Genomic DNA, 17,747 nt, shown 5'->3' on the forward strand with positions numbered 1-17,747 from the left:
CTCGTGGTCAGGCGGGATGGTTCTGCTTAAATCTTACCGATGCAATGTGTATAATCCGCGTCCGCCTGTCGAAAACGACTGTCGTTTAACGTAATTTGCAGAGATTCGAGACCATGACTAACCCCAGCAAAACCGCCGCCAGCCCTGATGTGACGCCAAAAACGGTGATGCAGCGTTTCTCTGTTGCGCCCATGCTCGATTGGACGGATCGTCACTGCCGTTATTTTCATCGCTTACTATCAGAACACACTTTGTTGTTTACCGAGATGGTGACCACGGGCGCGATCATTCATGGTAAAGCGGACTATCTTGCTTACAACGAGCAGGAGCATCCGGTGGCGTTGCAGCTGGGGGGATCGGATCCGGCGGATTTGGCAACGTGCGCCAAGCTGGCGGCCGAACGTGGCTATGATGAAATTAACCTCAACGTTGGTTGCCCGTCGGATCGGGTGCAAAACGGGCGGTTTGGTGCGTGCCTAATGGCTGAACCTGAGCTGGTGGCGCAGTGTGTGGCTGCGATGCGTGAAGTGACTGATGTGCCCATCACGGTGAAAACTCGCATTGGTATAGATGAGCAAGATAGCTACGAATTTTTGACCGACTTTGTGGGCATCGTCAGTGAAAAAGGCGGCTGTGATATGTTCACGATTCATGCGCGTAAAGCGTGGTTAAAAGGCCTGAGCCCCAAAGAAAATCGTGAAATTCCACCGCTGGATTACCCGCGTGTGTATCAGCTTAAAAAAGACTTTCCACATCTGGTCATGGCTATTAATGGTGGCGTGAAAACCCTTGAAGAAGCCGAGCAGCACCTTGCGCATCTGGACGGAGTGATGGTCGGTCGTGAGGCATATCAAAATCCTTTCTTATTGGCGGATGTCGATCAGCGTTTGTTTGGCAGCGCGCAGGCACGTGTGAGTCGCCGCCAAGTGGTTGAAGGCATGTTCCCCTATATCGAGCAACAATTACGCCAAGGTGCGCAGCTTAATCACATTAGCCGCCACATGTTAGGGTTATTCCAAAACATGCCGGGCGCGCGCCAGTGGCGCCGTTATATCAGCGAGAATGCGCATAAACCGGGAGCCGGTATTGAGGTACTGACTACCGCCATGAGTCATATTCCTGACGATTGGTTGGACGCGTAAAACGTGGCCAAAATAACTACTTATTAGTGATAAATTTGACGAAATGCGTGGTAAGGCACGGAGCATGCTGAGCAACTCATTGAATAAATGGATAAAAAACCAAGTGACAAACTGGCCTGAAACCTGCAAAGTCTGTCTCGCTATCAAGACAAGGAGATCGTAATGATCGAAATTCTATTCCTCATTGGCTTTGCGGCTGTGTTATTTATGACGGGTGTGAGCATCATGGGAATGGTGCTGGCTATGTTGGCTGGCTTCGCGGTCATGATGGTCGCGGGCATGATTGGCACCTTGCTTAAACTGTTGCCTTGGTTGTTGGTGATCGCCGCGATTGTCTGGTTGCTCAAGCGTAACCGTCGCCAACGCAAAGGCGAGCCAGAAGTGATTGTTCGTGAACGTCGTTGGGCGCGTTATCGTCGTCGCTAAGCCTTTTCGGTGAAAAAATGTGGCCTGCTGCACGAGAAACCAGCAGGTAAACATGCGAATAGCGCCATCCGGGCATAAAGCTTGCTATCATTCATATCTACCGGCGACAAGGCATGGCTTTGCCGCCTCCGCGTGACGACACTTTTTTATCGACAATGTGGAGAGTTTCATGAAAACGACTTCAATGACGCTTGCCGCCGCAGCGCTAACCGCGTTGATGGCCATGCCTTCTCAGGCTGCGACCCTTGCGGGCGGTAAAGTAGGGGCGGATGCCTGGTTCATGGATGCGGATGTCAACAATGTTGAAGCCGATGATGCGAGTACCTCTGGATCGTATTACGCCGCGATTGAACATCCTTTACCACTGATCCCCAATGCGAAGATCCGCCATACCTCAGTTAGCGTGGATAACCCTGACGTCAGTTTTGATCAAATTGACTTTGTGGCGTATTACGAGCTGCTAGACAACGATCTTGTCTCGGTTGACGCGGGCATCAATATGCAGCGTTTCCAATCGGGCAAATTTGGTGGCCAAAGCTTTGATGAGTGGCAACCTAATGTGTATGCCGATGCGCGTCTCGGGTTAGTGGGCACACCACTATTCGTATTTGCGACCGTGAGCAAAGGTGAGTTTGATGGCACCAGCACCTTGGATGCCGAAGCCGGCGTTCAGTATCAGTTGGGCCTTGTTGCTGCTGATCTTAACGTACGTGGTGGCTATCGAATGATCGAGCATGACTTTGATTACTTTGATAACAACGACGGCAAACTGGATCTGACGGGCTTCTTTGTCGGTGCAGAACTCGACTTTTAATGGATGGTTGCGTTATCCGGACATTGAAACCGCGCTTAGGCGCGGTTTTTTTATACTTAAAATCAAGCGCATAGCGATTGTGGGATGGCTCTCACTTCGACTTTCGGCCAATACCCAGTGCGGAAAAACGTTGGCATGCTACCTCTGTGACACGGCAAGGAGATAGCAGTGATTGCTCCGCCATCCACTCTGACATGGAATAAGGAATCGCTATGATTTACGCAAAGCCCGGCACCGAAGGCGCCATAGTCCAGTTTAAACCGCGTTACGAGAACTATATTGGTGGTGAATGGGTGCCACCCGTGAAGGGGCAGTATTTTGCCAACACATCGCCGTGTACCGGTGAAACCGTGGCTGAAGTGCCGCGTTCAAGCGCAGAAGACATCGACCTTGCGCTGGATGCTGCCCATCAAGCAAAAACAGCGTGGGGCCAAACCTCGGTGACCGATCGCGCCAATATATTGTTAAAAATTGCTGATCGCATTGAAGCGAATCTGGAAATGCTGGCGGTGGCAGAAACGTGGGAGAACGGCAAAGCCGTGCGCGAAACCTTGGCCGCCGATATTCCCCTTTGCGCCGACCATTTCCGCTACTTTGCGGGTTGTATTCGTGCCCAAGAGGGCACCGCGGCAGAGTTGGATGCAGGCACGGTGGCGTACCACATTTATGAGCCATTAGGCGTGGTAGGACAAATCATACCGTGGAACTTTCCGTTGCTGATGGCATCGTGGAAGCTTGCCCCCGCACTGGCGGCAGGGAACTGCGTGGTGCTAAAACCGGCCGAGCAAACCCCGACCACCATTTTGCTATTGATGGAGTTAATTGGCGATCTTCTGCCTGCGGGTGTGGTGAACGTCGTCAATGGTTATGGCGCCGAAGCTGGACAAGCGCTTGCCACATCACCACGGATTGCCAAACTTGCATTCACCGGTTCCACTCCTGTAGGGCATCATATTCTGCGCTGCGCAGCAGAAAATCTCATTCCTTCCACCGTGGAGTTGGGTGGCAAATCGCCCAACATTTATTTTGAAGACGTGATGCAGCAAGAGGATGCCTATATCGATAAGGCGGTAGAAGGCTTGCTGTTGGGCTTTTTCAACCAAGGTGAAGTCTGTACCTGTCCGTCACGCGCACTGATCCAAGAAAGTATCTACGACGATTTTATTGCCCGCGTGATTGAGCGTGCAGGCAAGATAAAACAAGGCAACCCGCTCGACACCGAGACCCAAGTGGGAGCGCAAGCGTCTGATGAACAGTTTGATAAGATCATGAGCTACTTGAAAGTGGGTCAAGAAGAGGGCGCGCAGGTATTAATTGGTGGCAGCCATCAAGACTTGGGCGGCGGCTATTATGTGCAGCCGACGCTATTGAAAGGGCACAACAATATGCGGGTGTTCCAAGAAGAGATCTTTGGGCCCGTGATTGGGGTGACCACCTTCAAGGATGAGGCGGAAGCTTTAGCGATTGCCAACCACACTGAGTACGGGTTGGGCGCGGGGCTTTGGACTCGAGATATGAACCGTGCTTATCGGATGGGGAGAGCGATCCAAGCGGGTCGTGTCTGGACCAATTGCTATCACCTTTATCCGGCGCATGCCGCGTTTGGAGGCTACAAAAAGTCTGGTATCGGACGAGAGACCCACAAAATGATGCTTGGCCACTATCAGCAAACCAAGAACTTGCTGGTCAGTTACGACATCAATCCATTGGGTTTTTTCTGATCGAATCGACCAGTGCGGCAGTAAGCCGCACTGGTTAAGCTCCCAAGGTTGTCAGGCCGGATCTGGCGAGCCTGCTTATCTGATACTAAGCTCAATAAGTGAGCAAGTAGGTAGGCAGAATAATGATGACAGCCGAGCAATTACGTGCCTTATACCACCAAAAGCTGCTGGTTGAGGTGATGGTGGAGCCTTCATTAGACAGTGAAGGTTGGGTCGTGGAATGTCGCCACACGGGCGGCGGTATTATGGCGTTGACCGATGCGGAAGGCATTGAGCAGTGCTTCGCCGATATTGACCAAGCCACGCTAAACGCATTACAAATCGGGTTTGACCAAGTTCGCATCGCGGATTGACCCGTCACACCTCGGTGTTGAAGTGCATCAACACCCGCCTTTGTGCGCCCCTCTTCTTACTAAAAGTTATAAAACATTCGTATCTATTCTTTCTTGTTATTAGTTGGTGCGGTTACGCTAGCATTCACGCAATGTAAGCAAGGAATGTCGTCACCATGTTACTTAAGGAACTCTCTGGGCTGACTAGCCCGCTGAACGATCAGCAGATCGGCCAGTTGCAGCAAGCGGTGGCTGAACTGTCACCTCAGCAGCTGGCCTGGATCAGTGGCTACTTTTGGGGACTGAGCCAATCACCCACCACCACGGCTGCGTCTCCCAGTGCTGACGCCCAAGCTAGCCCGAATCATACCTTAACCATTATTTACGCCTCGCAAACCGGCAATGCTAAAGGCGTGGCAGAAGCGCTGCATCACGATGCACAAGCGGCAGGGATCCCTGCAAAGCTGGTGGCTGCAGATAACTATAAAGGCAAGCAGCTTAGCAAAGAGAGCCATGTGGTGATCGTGGCATCAACCAATGGCGAGGGCGAGCCGCCTGATAACGCCATTGCCCTGCATGAGTTTTTGCAATCGAAAAAGGCGCCCAAGCTCGACCATCTTCATTATGCCGTGTTGAGTCTGGGCGATTCGAGTTATGAGTACTTCTGTCAAACCGGAAAAGACTTTGACACCTTTTTGCAAAAACTGGGCGCTAAGCCGATGGTGGCGCGCCTTGATTGTGATGTGGATTATGAAGCCACCGCGAGCGCGTGGCGAGAGCAAACCTTAGCGGAAGTGAAGCAGCACTTTCAGGCAAGTGGCGATGCGCAAGTGGTACCGATTCGTCAAACAGCAGCGGCAACCAGCGCATATACCAAACAATCGCCTTATGAGGCTGAACTACTCACCTGCCAGCGAATTACTGGTCGAGGCTCAGATAAAGCCGTTTATCACCTTGAATTCGATTTAGGGGATTCAGGGATCCAGTATCAGCCCGGCGATGCATTCGGTGTGTGGTACCAAAACGACCCAGAGTTGGCGGATGCGATTTTGGCGCGTGTCGGCTTGAACGGTGACGAGAGCATTGAGATTGACGGGCGTGCGGTCTCAATTCGCGAGGCCTTGATTGAGCACTATGAAATTACCGTCTCTAATCCGCAACAAATCGTAGCGCTCGCGGCGTTGACTGAAAATGATGCATTAACCGCGCTCACCGAAGACAAAGCGACGCTTCGTGATTATGCCAATCAAACCCAAGTGATTGATGTGTTGAGCCTTGCTGACGTGCAGCTACATGCCGAGCAACTGCAGTCGGTGTTACGTCGTCTGACGCCACGGCTGTATTCCATCGCGTCAAGCCAAGCGGAAGTGGAAGACGAAGTTCACCTGACTGTCGGCTTGGTGGCCTATGAACAGGCGCAAGGTGCTTTGCGTCAAGGTGGTGCCTCGGGCTTTTTAACCCAACGGGCAGACGCTATTGGCTCGGTCAAAGTATTTGTTGAGCACAACGATAACTTCAAACTTCCCGACAATGACGATACGCCCATCATCATGATTGGCCCTGGCACGGGTATTGCGCCATTCCGGGCTTTCTTGCAAGAGCGAGAGCAGCGAGAAGCCAGCGGCGATAATTGGCTGTTCTTTGGCGATCGCACCTTCACCGATGATTTCCTCTATCAAGTTGAATGGCAGCAGTACCTGAAATCCGGTCTGCTGACTCGCATGGATGTGGCATTTAGCCGTGACCAAGCAGAAAAAGTGTATGTGCAGCACCGATTACTCGAACGCGCCAGTGAGGTATGGCAGTGGTTGTCAAACGGCGCGTATGTGTATGTCTGTGGGGATGCGAATCGCATGGCAAAAGATGTGCATGATGCCCTGATTCACATTGCCCAGCACCAAGGTCAGTTGAGCCGAGAAGACGCTGAGACCTTTATTAATGAATTGCGCAAAGATAAGCGCTATCAAAGGGATGTGTACTAATGAGTGAGCAAAAATTTGCGGGCGACACACTGGGGCCCCTCGCCGATAACGAGCGATTAAAAGATGACAGTAACTTCTTACGTGGCACCATCAGTGAGGATCTTACCAACCCGATCACTGGCGGCTTTACGGATGACAACTTTCAGTTGATCCGTTTCCACGGTATGTACCAGCAAGACGATCGCGATATTCGTGCTGAGCGACAAAAACAAAAGCTTGAGCCGTTACACAATGTGATGCTGCGTGCCCGGATGCCGGGGGGGATCATCTCCCCCGAGCAGTGGCTGGCTATCGACCGATTTGCTAAAGAAAATACCCTGTACGGCAGTATCCGTTTGACCACCCGTCAAACGTTTCAGTTTCATGGTGTATTGAAACCCAATATCAAGATGATGCATCAAACCTTGAACAAATATGGGATTGATGCGATTGCCACCGCGGGGGATGTAAACCGTAATGTCCTGTGTACCTCGAACCCTGTTGAGTCTGAACTTCATCAGCAAGCGTACGATTGGGCCAAGCGGATCAGTGAACATTTACTGCCTAAAACACGCGCTTACGCGGAGATTTGGCTGGATGGCGAAAAAGTGGAAGGTAAGCAAGATGATGAGCCGATTTTAGGTAAGCGTTATCTACCACGTAAATTTAAGACCACTGTGGTGATCCCCCCGCAAAATGATGTGGATGTGCACGCCAATGACCTGAACTTTGTTGCCATTGCTGAGAAGGGTCAACTGGTTGGGTTTAATGTTCTGGTCGGTGGCGGGCTTGCCATGACCCATGGTGACACCAGCACCTATCCACGCCGCGCGGATGATTTCGGTTTTATACCCCTTGAGCATACGTTGAAGATTGCAGAGGCTGTGGTGACGACCCAACGAGACTGGGGGAACCGTTCGAACCGTAAGAATGCCAAAACCAAGTATACCCTTGACCGTGTCGGTGTGGAGACGTTTAAAGCGGAAGTGGAAAAGCGCGCTGGCGTCAGCTTTGCACCAAGCCGGCCTTATACCTTTACCGGGCGTGGCGATCGCCTAGGCTGGACCAAAGGCATTGATGGTAAATACCATTTGGCGCTGTTTATTGAAAATGGCCGTTTACGTGATACGCCAGAAAAGCCGCTGAAAACCGGGATGGCTGAGATTGCTAAGGTGCACCAAGGCGACTTTCGGATGACAGCCAACCAGAATTTGATTATTGCTGGGATCCCTGAAGCGCAAAAAGACCAAATAGAAGCGCTCGCTCGCCGCTACCGTCTGATTGATGATGCGCACAGTGTACAGCGCACCAATTCGATGGCCTGTGTCTCTTTCCCAACCTGTCCGTTGGCGATGGCCGAAGCGGAGCGCTTTTTGCCGGATTTTGTTACGCAAGTAGAGAAAATTCAGCAAAAGCATCAAGTGCAAGATGATCCGATTGTTCTGCGTGTCACCGGTTGCCCGAACGGTTGTGGTCGCGCCATGTTGTCGGAAGTAGGGTTAGTTGGCAAAGCGCCCGGCCGCTATAACCTGCACTTGGGAGGCAACTGGGAAGGCACACGTATTCCCAAAATGTACAAAGAAAATATCACCGACCAAGAAATCTTGGCCGAGTTAGATACCTTGATTGGCCGCTGGGCGCGCGAACGTCAAGAAGGCGAGCATTTTGGGGATTTCTTGATTCGTACCGACGTGATTGCACCTGTACATGTATCGAAGAGGGACTTCTATGCCTGATACGGTTTATTCTGCGCTGACCCGCGCCGATCTGGTGGCGATGAATAAAAGTCAGCAGACGCTTGCGCTGGCTGAAATTAACGCTGAGCTCGAGCAGTACACCGCGCAGCAGCGCATTCGCTGGGCGTTGGAACATCTGGATGGACAGTTTGTGCTGTCCTCCAGCTTTGGGATACAAGCGGCATTGATGCTGCATATGGTCAGTCAGGTGAAGCCGGACATTCCGGTGATCCTGACCGACACTGGCTACTTATTCCAAGAAACCTACCAATTTATCGATCACCTGCAGGCACGTTTAAAGCTCAATCTCAACGTCTACCGTTCTGAATTGAGCCCAGCATGGCAAGAAGCCCGCTATGGCAAATTGTGGGAGCAGGGGGTTGAGGGGATCACTCGCTATAACCAGATCAATAAAGTGGCGCCGATGAAGCGAGCATTAACCGAGCTTAATGCCGGTACATGGTTCTCAGGGTTGCGTCACGGACAATCGCAATCGCGTGCGCATTTACCCATTTTAAGCGTGCAGCATGGTGTATTTAAGTTTTTGCCTGTGGTGGATTGGAGCAATAAACAAGTGCACGCTTATTTGACCGAGCATGACTTGCCTTACCATCCTTTGTGGGAGCAAGGTTATGTCTCCGTGGGTGATGTACATACCACTCAGCGGTTAGAGCCCGGCATGAGCGAGGAGCAAACCCGCTTTTTCGGTCTGAAACGAGAATGTGGTCTGCACGAAGATGATGTGAACGATGGGGCAGGTATTTAGCCGTATTGCTCTGTGTGACGGACAGGCGTCACTTACATGCGTCACTTACAGGCGTCACGAATTAAAGTGGCGCTTTTTTTTGTTCAAACGACGGTGTTTGTCTATCTTTTTTATTGAGTTATCCATCAACCGTGATGCTTTCTGTGATATAAATTGCGCGCGCAATCAGGAAGCGAAGGAAGGGTTATGTCCCTCCATACACGTCACGGACGCCGAACCCACGTGACAAACAGTGAAGCTTATGAACAAAAAACTCTCTTTAGTCGCCCTTGCCGTAGCGGGTGTCGTTGCGGTTGGCGCACCAGCCTTTCTTGATTATTCCTCGTCAACCACACCGACCACAGACACCAGCAGCTCGCGTTATATGGGCCATGGCAATGGTTGGCTGGAAGTGAACACCGCCACTTTTAATGACAATATTCAACGTGTTCAGCAACAGCTTTCTGATGGCACCAAAATGTGTGTGGTGATGAAGGCGGATGCTTATGGCAATGGGATTGCGGGTCTCTTGCCTGTGGTTATCGCTAATGGCATTGATTGTATTGCGATTGCCAGTAACGAAGAAGCACGTACCGTTCGTGACGGTGGCTTCACCGGTGAAATCATGCGAGTGCGCTCCGCCACATTGCAAGAAATTGAAAGTGGTCTGGCACTCAATATCCAAGAGCTTGTGGGATCGGCCGAGCAAGCAGAGCAACTGCGTGAACTTGCCGACAAGCACGATATTGTCATCCCTGTACATATGGCCTTTAACGCCGGTGGCATGGGCCGAAACGGTATTGAGATGGAATCAGACTACGGCAAGCAAACTGCACTGGATATTGCTTCAGACGCACGCTTTGACGTTGTGGGCATCATGACGCACTTCCCGAATTACAGTGCGAAAGACGTGCGTAGTAAGCTGGGGCAGTTTAAGTCCAACAGCGATTGGTTGATTGAACAGGCCAACTTAAAGCGTGAAGAGGTGCTAATCCATGCCGCCAACTCTTTCGTTACCTTGAACGTGCCAGAAGGCCATTTTGATATGGTCCGTCCCGGCGGCGTGCTTTACGGCGATCAACCAACCAATCGCGAGTTCCCGCCGATCATGAGCTTCAAGACCAAGGTCGCGTCTTTACACCATTTACCAGCGGGCAGTACTGTGGGGTATGACAGCACCTATACGGTCGAGCGTGATTCTATTCTTGCCAATTTGCCGGTCGGCTACTCAGATGGGTTCCCGCGTAAAATGGGGAACAATGCCGATGTGTTGATCAAAGGCCATCGTGTGCCTGTGGTTGGTGTTTCATCGATGAACACCATTATGGTGGATGTCACAGATATTGCTGATCAAGTGACACCTAATGATGAAGTGGTGCTATTCGGCCAGCAAGGCGATGAAACCATTGGGGCGGTGGAGTACGAAAGCAACGCGGATGTGATCTTCCCAGAAATCTACAGCTGGTGGGGCGCAGTCAACCCACGTGAGTACGTGCAATAATCTCAACCTAAGCCCGGCCCGAGCCGGGCTTTTTTATCCCTGAATTCATGTTGCGAACCTGCGACGTGTTGTCGCAATTGTGGGGACGGATAGGTTGGCGTTTTTAGCTATTGTGTGCTTAGTTTTTAAGGCGAGGTGTTGGTTTTTACTAACATTACATCATCACTGATTGACCGTGAAGGGTCTCAAGGACGCACCATGCGCCAAATCGTCATTATTATCGCCAGTCTGCTTTTGATTAGCTCTGTGTCGGCAGAGACGCTAAACGCACGTATCGAAGCGGGGAAACCTGTGCGGTTAGGATTTGCGAATGAAAAGCCTTGGGCTTACTTGGACAGTGATGGCAAACCTACTGGGCTGATTAATGACTATACCATCGATATATTGAATCGCATGGGGATCAACCATATCGAGCCTGTTTTCACTGAATGGGGCGGATTAATTCCCGGTTTGCGCGCGAAGCGATTCGATATCATCACCGGCGGGATGTATATCCTTAGCAGTCGTTGTCAGAAAATTGCATTTTCTGAGCCTATAGGGCGCTTTCGCGACGCCTTTATTGTGCCGAAAGGTAACCCCAAAGATATTCATGATTATCCAGACGTTGTACGTGAAAGCGCGCGTTTGGTGACGGGGGTGGGATACAACATGACCACCTCGGCGCGTGATGCGGGACTCAGCGAGTCTTTGATTATTCAAGTCCCCGGGCCTGCTGAAATTCTTTCCGCCGTGAAAGAGGGGCGTGCTGAGGTAGGAGCGGTACCATATTTCACGGCGTTATACCTTGCTAAACAGGCACCCGATAGCCTCTCTGTGAGTGATCCGGCGAGAGCGACGAGCCAAACAGGGCACTATATCGGTATTGGTTTTCGTAAAGAAGATAATGCGTTTTTGGAGCAATTTGATGAGGCGCAAGCCAAGTATATGGGGAGCCAACAGATGTTAGAGCGGGTAAAAAAATATGGTTACCGTGAAGCGCAATATCCAGATGGGATCGCTACATCGCAACTTTGCCAACGCCAATAAAAAAGCGATGCCAGAGGCATCGCTTTGCAATAGAAACCGCCTTATCCTTATAGGATATCTAGCAGCTCGACTTCAAATACCAGTGCCGCAAATGGTGGGATAGCGGCGCCAGCACCACGCTCACCATAGGCAAGATCTTGTGGGATGTAGAGTTTCCACTTTGAGCCCACAGGCATCATTTGTAGAGCTTCAACCCAACCTTTGATCACGCCAGTCACAGGGAACTCAACAGGTTCGCCACGCGTTACTGAGCTATCAAATACAGTGCCATCGATCAATTGACCGTGATAGTGAACACGCACTTGTTTATCGCTGGTTGGGATCTCACCGTCACCTTTTACTAGCACTTCGTACTGGAGGCCAGATTCGGTCACGGTCACTTCATCACGCTTTGCGTTATCCGCTAAGAAAGCATCGCCTTCAGCCGCTTGTGCTTTTGCAGCTTCTTGACGAACTTCTTCTGCTTTTGTGTGAAGCTCGCGTAGGGCGTTATTGATGTCGTCAATTTCGATTTCTGGCATTTCGCCAGCCAGTGCCGTGCTGATGCCTTTAGCAATCGCATCAACTTGTAGGCCTTCAAGGCCACTGCCTGCCAGTTGTTGACCCATTTGTAGGCCGATGCCATAGCTTGCTTTTTGCTCGACGGTTTCTAGTTGTACGTCAGACATAACGTCTCTCTTTTTTGCGTGAATAAAGTGTGAAAGGATAACAGGTGATGGTTTCGTGGGTAAACTTTTGTACGCAAAAGGCGTCCAATATGAGGGTAAAACATCAAAATATGCGCGGAGTGGCAATGAAGTTAACAGCAATGCGTACACAATTTAAAGATTGGTGCGTGAGATGGGGACGAATGCTCGCTTCTTCATCCAATAGAAAAGGGCAGTGGCAAGACATGGTAGGGGTACGCACAGTACGCCACGCTTGGCTTCGCCTACCTCGTTTGCACCAACGATTATTAATGGTGTTGGTCCCTTTGGTGTTAGTACTAAGCCTATTGCCTGCACCGTCCTCGACTGAAACGACCGCGCAGCCTCAGGAGCGGCGTTCTGTGGCGATTGATACTCAGGCACAACCCAAACGCAGTGCTACGTCGACAGACAGCTCGGAGCCGGAGGCATCACAACCTTCCACGCCGGAAAATGACTGGGTCAGTCACCAAATTGAGCAAGGAGATACGCTTGCTAAGGTGTTTCGCGATAATGACTTGGCGCTGACCGATCTTTACGCGATTGCCAATATCGAAGGCGAAGGAAAACCCATTAGCCGTATCCAGCCGGGTCAATGGATTCGGTTTAAGCGCACCGACAGCGGCGCGCTCGACATTCTTCAAGTGGAAACGCAGGCAGGTCAGTCCGTACTGTATTTCCGTTTATCGGATGGAGGCTTTGCGCGCCAACGCTAGTCCTTTTTTTCAGGCACGGGGTCACCGTGCCTTCACTTCCCCGTCTGTTTGTTTTTTAAACTTCCTTGTCGATAAATTCGCCGTTGGTGTTTTTTTCATCTACTTTTTAATAAATCAGTCAATATGGCTGGGTTTATGCTGTGATTTGAAGGGATTTAGCGATTATTCGCTAATTTATGCGCCTGTGCCTGCGAATTTGACCAGCGTGTATGACATACTTTTTCAGTAAATAATGAGTTTTATGTCACACTTTGGTGAATTTTTGTGCTAGTATTCGCGCCGGCTGTGTAGGGGATACACGCAAGCCGCCTCAACATGGATGTCCAGGCATTGACACGCTAACCATAAATCTGTTGAGGACTCGCTTTTCCATGTTGAAGAATTTATCAATTGGTAAGAAGTTTGCTGCTGCATTCTCTCTGATTGCCATTGCCGTAGCTGCCTTTGGCTTTTACATGTTTACTGAAGTTAAAGGCATGCGCGATAGCATGTTGAACTTTACTGACGATACCCTACCTGCGGTATTGGAGCTTGAGCGTATTAACCAAGTTGCGGTTGATTTACGTAAAGACCAGTATGCCACTATCACTTTTGCTGATCCTGCTATGCGCCTAGAGACCCTTCAGGGTGTAGAGGAAATCAAAGCAGGCCTTACCAAGTCTTTGGATGCGTACGAACAAACCCTGTGGTACGACAACGAGAAAGCGATTTTTACCCGTATTCAAAAGCACTGGCGTGACTACAACAACCAATTACGCGAGTTTCCTCAGCTAGTACGTAGCAACGAGCTCGAGAAAGCTCAGCGCGTGCTTTACAGCTCGTTTGAAACCTATCAGAAGCTCGACCAAAGCTTGACTGAAATGTCAAAGTTAACTCAAGGCTTTATTACCTCAAACCGTACCTCGATTCTTGAGCAAGTCTCGATGATCAGCACGGCCATTTTGGTGGTGTTAATCGCAGTGATTGCCTTCATGGTTGCGATTGCGATGGTCTTTACCCGGTCTATTAGCAACCCTCTGCGCTTGGTGATGGAACAATCGTCTGCCATTGCCAAAGGCGACCTGACTTACCAGTTAGATCGTAGTCAAATCGGTAACGATGAAATGGGGCAGTTGGCAGATTCGAGTATCGCCATGCAAGATAGCCTACGCACGCTGATTGAAGAAGTGATTGCCGCGGTGACCCAGCTAAGCAGTGCGGTCGAAGAAGTCAGCGCGGTGTCTAGCCAAACTTCAAGCGGCATGCAAAGTCAGCAACATGAGATTTCACAAGTTGCCACTGCGATGGCGCAAATGAAAGCCACTGTCGCGGATGTTGCGCAGAATACCGAAAGCTCGTCGACCGCGGCTAACGAAGCCAGTGAGCAGGCGCGCCTCGGCGGACGTGATGTCGATAGCATGGTGGGATCTATCACCAAAGTGGCAGAAGACATGCGTAAAACGGGTGACACAGTCAACGAGTTGGACCAGCAGTCGAAGCAAATCAACGTTGTGGTGGATGTTATTCGTGATATCGCCGAGCAAACTAACCTGTTGGCACTGAATGCGGCGATCGAAGCGGCGCGTGCCGGTGAGTCTGGCCGCGGCTTTGCGGTGGTAGCCGATGAAGTCCGCACACTGGCCGGTCGTACTCAGGACTCGACGGGTGAAATTACTGAAATTATCGAGAAGCTCCAGCAATTCGCGACCCAAGCGCGCGATGCCACCACTCAAAGCCGTGAGAGTATTGAGCAGTGTGTGGAGCAAGGTAGCCAAGCGCAACAATTGATCCGTGGCATCGAAACATCGGTTGAGAACATTGCCGATATGGGCATGCAGATTGCGAGTGCTTGTGGTGAGCAAGACTCGGTTGCCGATGAGCTAAGCCGCAAYATTGAGCGCATCAAYGAYTCGTCACAAGAAGTGGCGGGTGGTGCGGATCAAACCGCGCAAGCGTGCAGCGAGCTCAGCCAGTTGGCGCACTCACTGCAAAGCACCATGCAGCGTTTCCGGTTGACCAAATAACGCCACGGACGCTCGCAAAGAAACAGCTGAACTCAACACGCTTGTTATTTGCCTAGACATAAAATCCCGCGCGCTGTCGCGGGATTTTTTTATGGAGTGGAAAGGCGCATATCAATATGTGGGATCCCATCTTCCAGATAGGGCTCGGAAAAGGCTACAAAACCATGCTTTTGGTAAAAGTGTTGTAGGTGAGCTTGAGCGCCTATTTCGATGTCTTGCTCGGGCCATTGCTGTTGGCATATTTGAATGGCTTGGCGGATGAGCTGATGCCCCCATCGCCCGCTGCGATTTGCGGGGGCAATGATCACGCGGCCAATGCTGCTTCCAGAGTAACTCGCGCCCGGTGCAAGAATACGGGCATAAGCGGCTAGCTCGCCATTCAGCCAGCCCAGTAAATGCACGGTGTCTGGTGCGGTATCATGTGTGTCTAGCTCTGGGTAAGCACACGCCTGCTCGACCACAAACACATCGACACGCAATTTCATCAATGTGAATAAAGTGCGAGTATCCAGTGTGTCAAAGGTTGCCCGTTGCCATTCCATAAGACGTCCTCCTGATTAAAGATAAAAAATACCGCAGACAAGCTGCGGTATTCAAAGACTATTTATTGTGCAGGCTATTTATTGGCGAGGTTGGCTTAAATCGACGCGATAGACCGCGAAGCCAACGTCATCTTTACCTGCTTTCGTCATCGCCCAGCGGCCTTTTTGCTCAATAAACTGCGCGGCTTTCTCGCGGGGTGAGGTTTCAAAGTGCACGATAGCATCGCCTTTTATTGGGGCGATGGACCAGTTGTTGTCAGCACTCACCGTGACTTGGCCTTTTTCATCACTCACGCGGCTGATGTAGTTGGCGACCACGGTGCGGTTTTCATCCGGCGCGGCAAAGGCAATATGATCGCTGCCGGTGCCCGGGAACTTCGCCCCATAAGCGCGATAGTTGTTGGTGGCGACCAAGAAGGTTTGCTCGGGGTCAACCGGTTTGCCTTGATAGGTGAGATTGACGATCCGTGATGCGTCTGGATTCACTTCATTACAATCGCCGTCGTAACGAGCAGGTTGAGTAATATCAATTTGGTACTCTACCCCGTCAATCACATCAAAGTTGTAAGTACGGAATCCGTCCCAGTTCACAAGCGTCTGAGGTTGCTTCGCATTGGGGTTGATTTGGTTAAATTGGCCAGCGCTGCACTCCAGCCATTGGGTGAGTTCGGCGCCAGATACTTTCAGTGCGACCAAGGTATTTGGATACAGGTAAAGATCGGCGGCGTTACGGAAGGTCAGTTGGCCGGCTTCCACTTCGGTAAAGTTGCTCGGATCGTTTTTGCGACCACCGGCCTTAAAAGGCGCAGCAGCAGACAGTACCGGCAGTTCTGCTAAGTCGGGATCGCCTTGGATCATACGCTCGACATAGTCTTGCTGTGCCAAGTTAACAATCTGTACGGTGGGGTCGTCTTGGAGCAAAGCCAAATAGGAGTACATCACATCATTGGCTTGGCCAATTGGCTGATTAACGAACTCACGAGTGGCATTGTGGTCTTTTTCAACGGCGTTGAGCAGGGTTTTGTCGGCATCGACCAACGCTTTTCCGCTGGTCCGATCAAAGATTGGGCGAGCATGCGCTTCACTATCCACCACTTGCCATTGACCATCGACTTGCTCGAGCTTCAAATCTATCACGCCGACATGGCTACCCCAGCGACCGGCCATCACACTGGCCACGCCATTGATGGTGCCCTTTTCAATATCGGCACCGGGAATATTGGCAAAATCATCGCTTGGGAATACTGCGTGTGAGTGACCAAAGGCAATCGCGTCAATGCCATCGACTTCTGAGAGGTAATAGACAGAGTCTTCAGCCATCGCTTTATACGGTGCTTGAGAGACGCCAGAGTGTGGAATAGCGACCACTACGTCCGCGCCTTTGGCTTTCATCTCTGGAACAAGCTTTTCAGCGGTTTGCTTAATGTCTTTGGCAATGACTTTGCCTTCAAGATTGGCTTTATCCCACGTCATGATCTGAGGCGGGACAAAGCCAATGTAACCGACTTTTATGGTGTGGCTGTCACCGTCTTCATCTTTGAGTTGGTATTCTTTAATTAAATACGGGTCAAAGTAATGCTCGCCAGTCTCTGCATCAAACACGTTGGCATTGATATACGGGAAGTTGGCGTCATTAATCGACTCTTTTAGGAACGCTAAGCCGTAGTTGAACTCATGGTTACCGATGTTACCCACTTCATAATCGAGCAAGTTCATCGTTTTATATACAGGGTGCACCTCACCGGGTTTGATACCTTTGCTGGCCATATAATCGCCCATTGGGCTGCCTTGCAACAGGTCGCCATTATCGACCAAAAGGGCATTTTGTGCCTCATCACGTGCTTGTTTCACCACAGTGGCGGCGCGGACCAAGCCGATTTTTTGCGAGGGCTTGTTTTTGTAGTAGTCGTAGTCCATCACGTTGGTGTGAATGTCGGTAGTTTCAATCACACGTAGGTTAACGGTGTCGGCAAAGGCACTGCCAGAGGCAGCAAGCAGGCCGGCAACTACCGCTGTAGCGACCGCAGAAGGCATCAAACGCATAACAAAGTCTCCAGTAAAAAAGTGTGCGTCAGGTATCAAGCGGCGCCATTATGCAACTTACATTATGACAAAAGCTGTGGTCTTGATCGGCTTCTGTCATTTTGTCGGAGTTGAGTGTTGAGGAAAGCGGAATTTTGAGACCGTCATCATTGCGTGGTAGATGGACGTGAGTGATTTCAGCGGATAAGTACGCGACTATTAATCACAAAAAAGAATAAAAAATGAATTTATAGAATTTCAGGTAATAGTTGCTGGGCGATATAGTGGCTGCATTGTCATCAAGGGAATGCGCGATCATGGATTATCTCCCCCTCTTTGCTCAGCTTAAACAGCGTCCTTGCCTCGTGGTAGGT

General features: G+C 50.7%; 15 protein-coding genes. 12 read left to right on the top strand and 3 right to left on the bottom strand.

Going from position 1 to position 17,747, the window contains the following annotated elements:
- Positions 1 to 113 precede the first annotated feature (113 nt).
- The 10 genes from dusA (at position 114) to BZJ17_RS13940 (ending at position 11,404) form a co-directional block, all read left to right on the top strand.
- Positions 114 to 1,142: a tRNA dihydrouridine(20/20a) synthase DusA gene (dusA, locus tag BZJ17_RS13895; RefSeq protein WP_077641113.1), complete on the top strand. Its 1,029-nt coding sequence runs from the start codon at positions 114 to 116 to the stop codon at positions 1,140 to 1,142.
- Positions 1,143 to 1,304: 162 nt separating this feature from the next.
- Positions 1,305 to 1,568, top strand: a complete 264-nt coding sequence (gene pspG / locus BZJ17_RS13900) for an envelope stress response protein PspG (RefSeq protein WP_069589681.1) — start codon at positions 1,305 to 1,307, stop codon at positions 1,566 to 1,568.
- A gap of 169 nt (positions 1,569 to 1,737) precedes the next feature.
- Positions 1,738 to 2,382 carry a TIGR04219 family outer membrane beta-barrel protein gene (locus BZJ17_RS13905; protein WP_069589680.1) on the top strand — a complete coding sequence of 215 codons (645 nt, stop codon included), beginning with the start codon at positions 1,738 to 1,740 and terminating at the stop codon, positions 2,380 to 2,382.
- 212 nt (positions 2,383 to 2,594) lie between these two features.
- Positions 2,595 to 4,103, top strand: coding sequence for an aldehyde dehydrogenase family protein (locus BZJ17_RS13910; protein WP_077480296.1), 1,509 nt, complete (start codon positions 2,595 to 2,597; stop codon positions 4,101 to 4,103).
- 125 nt (positions 4,104 to 4,228) lie between these two features.
- The gene (locus BZJ17_RS13915; RefSeq protein WP_077456544.1) at positions 4,229 to 4,456 is read left to right on the top strand and encodes a thymidylate kinase; all 228 of its coding nucleotides are present in this window, start codon (positions 4,229 to 4,231) and stop codon (positions 4,454 to 4,456) included.
- A 155-nt stretch (positions 4,457 to 4,611) separates the two neighbouring features.
- On the top strand, positions 4,612 to 6,417 hold the full coding sequence (locus BZJ17_RS13920) for an assimilatory sulfite reductase (NADPH) flavoprotein subunit (RefSeq protein ID WP_077641114.1): 1,806 nt from the start codon (positions 4,612 to 4,614) through the stop codon (positions 6,415 to 6,417).
- Positions 6,417 to 8,132 (top strand): assimilatory sulfite reductase (NADPH) hemoprotein subunit, encoded by a 1,716-nt coding sequence (gene cysI / locus BZJ17_RS13925; RefSeq protein WP_077456532.1) that lies wholly within the window; start codon positions 6,417 to 6,419, stop codon positions 8,130 to 8,132. The genes BZJ17_RS13920 and cysI overlap by 1 nt, the downstream gene beginning before the upstream one ends.
- Entirely contained in the window at positions 8,125 to 8,898 is a 774-nt protein-coding gene (locus tag BZJ17_RS13930; protein WP_077456534.1) for a phosphoadenylyl-sulfate reductase, read from the top strand. Before cysI ends, BZJ17_RS13930 begins: the two co-directional genes overlap by 8 nt.
- Before the next feature lie 241 nt (positions 8,899 to 9,139).
- Positions 9,140 to 10,378 (top strand): alanine racemase, encoded by a 1,239-nt coding sequence (gene alr / locus BZJ17_RS13935; RefSeq protein ID WP_069589669.1) that lies wholly within the window; start codon positions 9,140 to 9,142, stop codon positions 10,376 to 10,378.
- Between the two features lie 198 nt (positions 10,379 to 10,576).
- Positions 10,577 to 11,404, top strand: a complete 828-nt coding sequence (locus BZJ17_RS13940) for a transporter substrate-binding domain-containing protein (protein ID WP_077641119.1) — start codon at positions 10,577 to 10,579, stop codon at positions 11,402 to 11,404.
- A gap of 47 nt (positions 11,405 to 11,451) precedes the next feature.
- Here BZJ17_RS13940 and BZJ17_RS13945 read toward each other — a convergent pair whose 3' ends face one another.
- Positions 11,452 to 12,072, bottom strand: a complete 621-nt coding sequence (locus BZJ17_RS13945; protein ID WP_069589667.1) for an FKBP-type peptidyl-prolyl cis-trans isomerase — start codon at positions 12,070 to 12,072, stop codon at positions 11,452 to 11,454.
- Positions 12,073 to 12,197: 125 nt separating this feature from the next.
- On the opposite strand from BZJ17_RS13945, the gene BZJ17_RS13950 reads away from it, so the two are divergent.
- Positions 12,198 to 12,806, top strand: a complete 609-nt coding sequence (locus tag BZJ17_RS13950) for a LysM-like peptidoglycan-binding domain-containing protein (RefSeq protein ID WP_198534170.1) — start codon at positions 12,198 to 12,200, stop codon at positions 12,804 to 12,806.
- Positions 12,807 to 13,177: 371 nt separating this feature from the next.
- Positions 13,178 to 14,809: a methyl-accepting chemotaxis protein gene (locus BZJ17_RS13955; protein ID WP_077641116.1), complete on the top strand. Its 1,632-nt coding sequence runs from the start codon at positions 13,178 to 13,180 to the stop codon at positions 14,807 to 14,809.
- An 89-nt stretch (positions 14,810 to 14,898) separates the two neighbouring features.
- Here BZJ17_RS13955 and BZJ17_RS13960 read toward each other — a convergent pair whose 3' ends face one another.
- Together BZJ17_RS13960 and BZJ17_RS13965 are read right to left on the bottom strand one after the other, a co-directional pair.
- Positions 14,899 to 15,351 carry a GNAT family N-acetyltransferase gene (locus BZJ17_RS13960; RefSeq protein WP_069589663.1) on the bottom strand — a complete coding sequence of 151 codons (453 nt, stop codon included), beginning with the start codon at positions 15,349 to 15,351 and terminating at the stop codon, positions 14,899 to 14,901.
- Positions 15,352 to 15,429: 78 nt separating this feature from the next.
- On the bottom strand, positions 15,430 to 17,394 hold the full coding sequence (locus BZJ17_RS13965) for a bifunctional 2',3'-cyclic-nucleotide 2'-phosphodiesterase/3'-nucleotidase (protein WP_077641117.1): 1,965 nt from the start codon (positions 17,392 to 17,394) through the stop codon (positions 15,430 to 15,432).
- Positions 17,395 to 17,747 lie beyond the last annotated feature (353 nt).

Origin of the sequence: Salinivibrio sp. IB574 (genome assembly GCF_001996205.1) — a bacterium.
In the GTDB taxonomy this organism is placed as follows: domain Bacteria; phylum Pseudomonadota; class Gammaproteobacteria; order Enterobacterales; family Vibrionaceae; genus Salinivibrio; species Salinivibrio proteolyticus.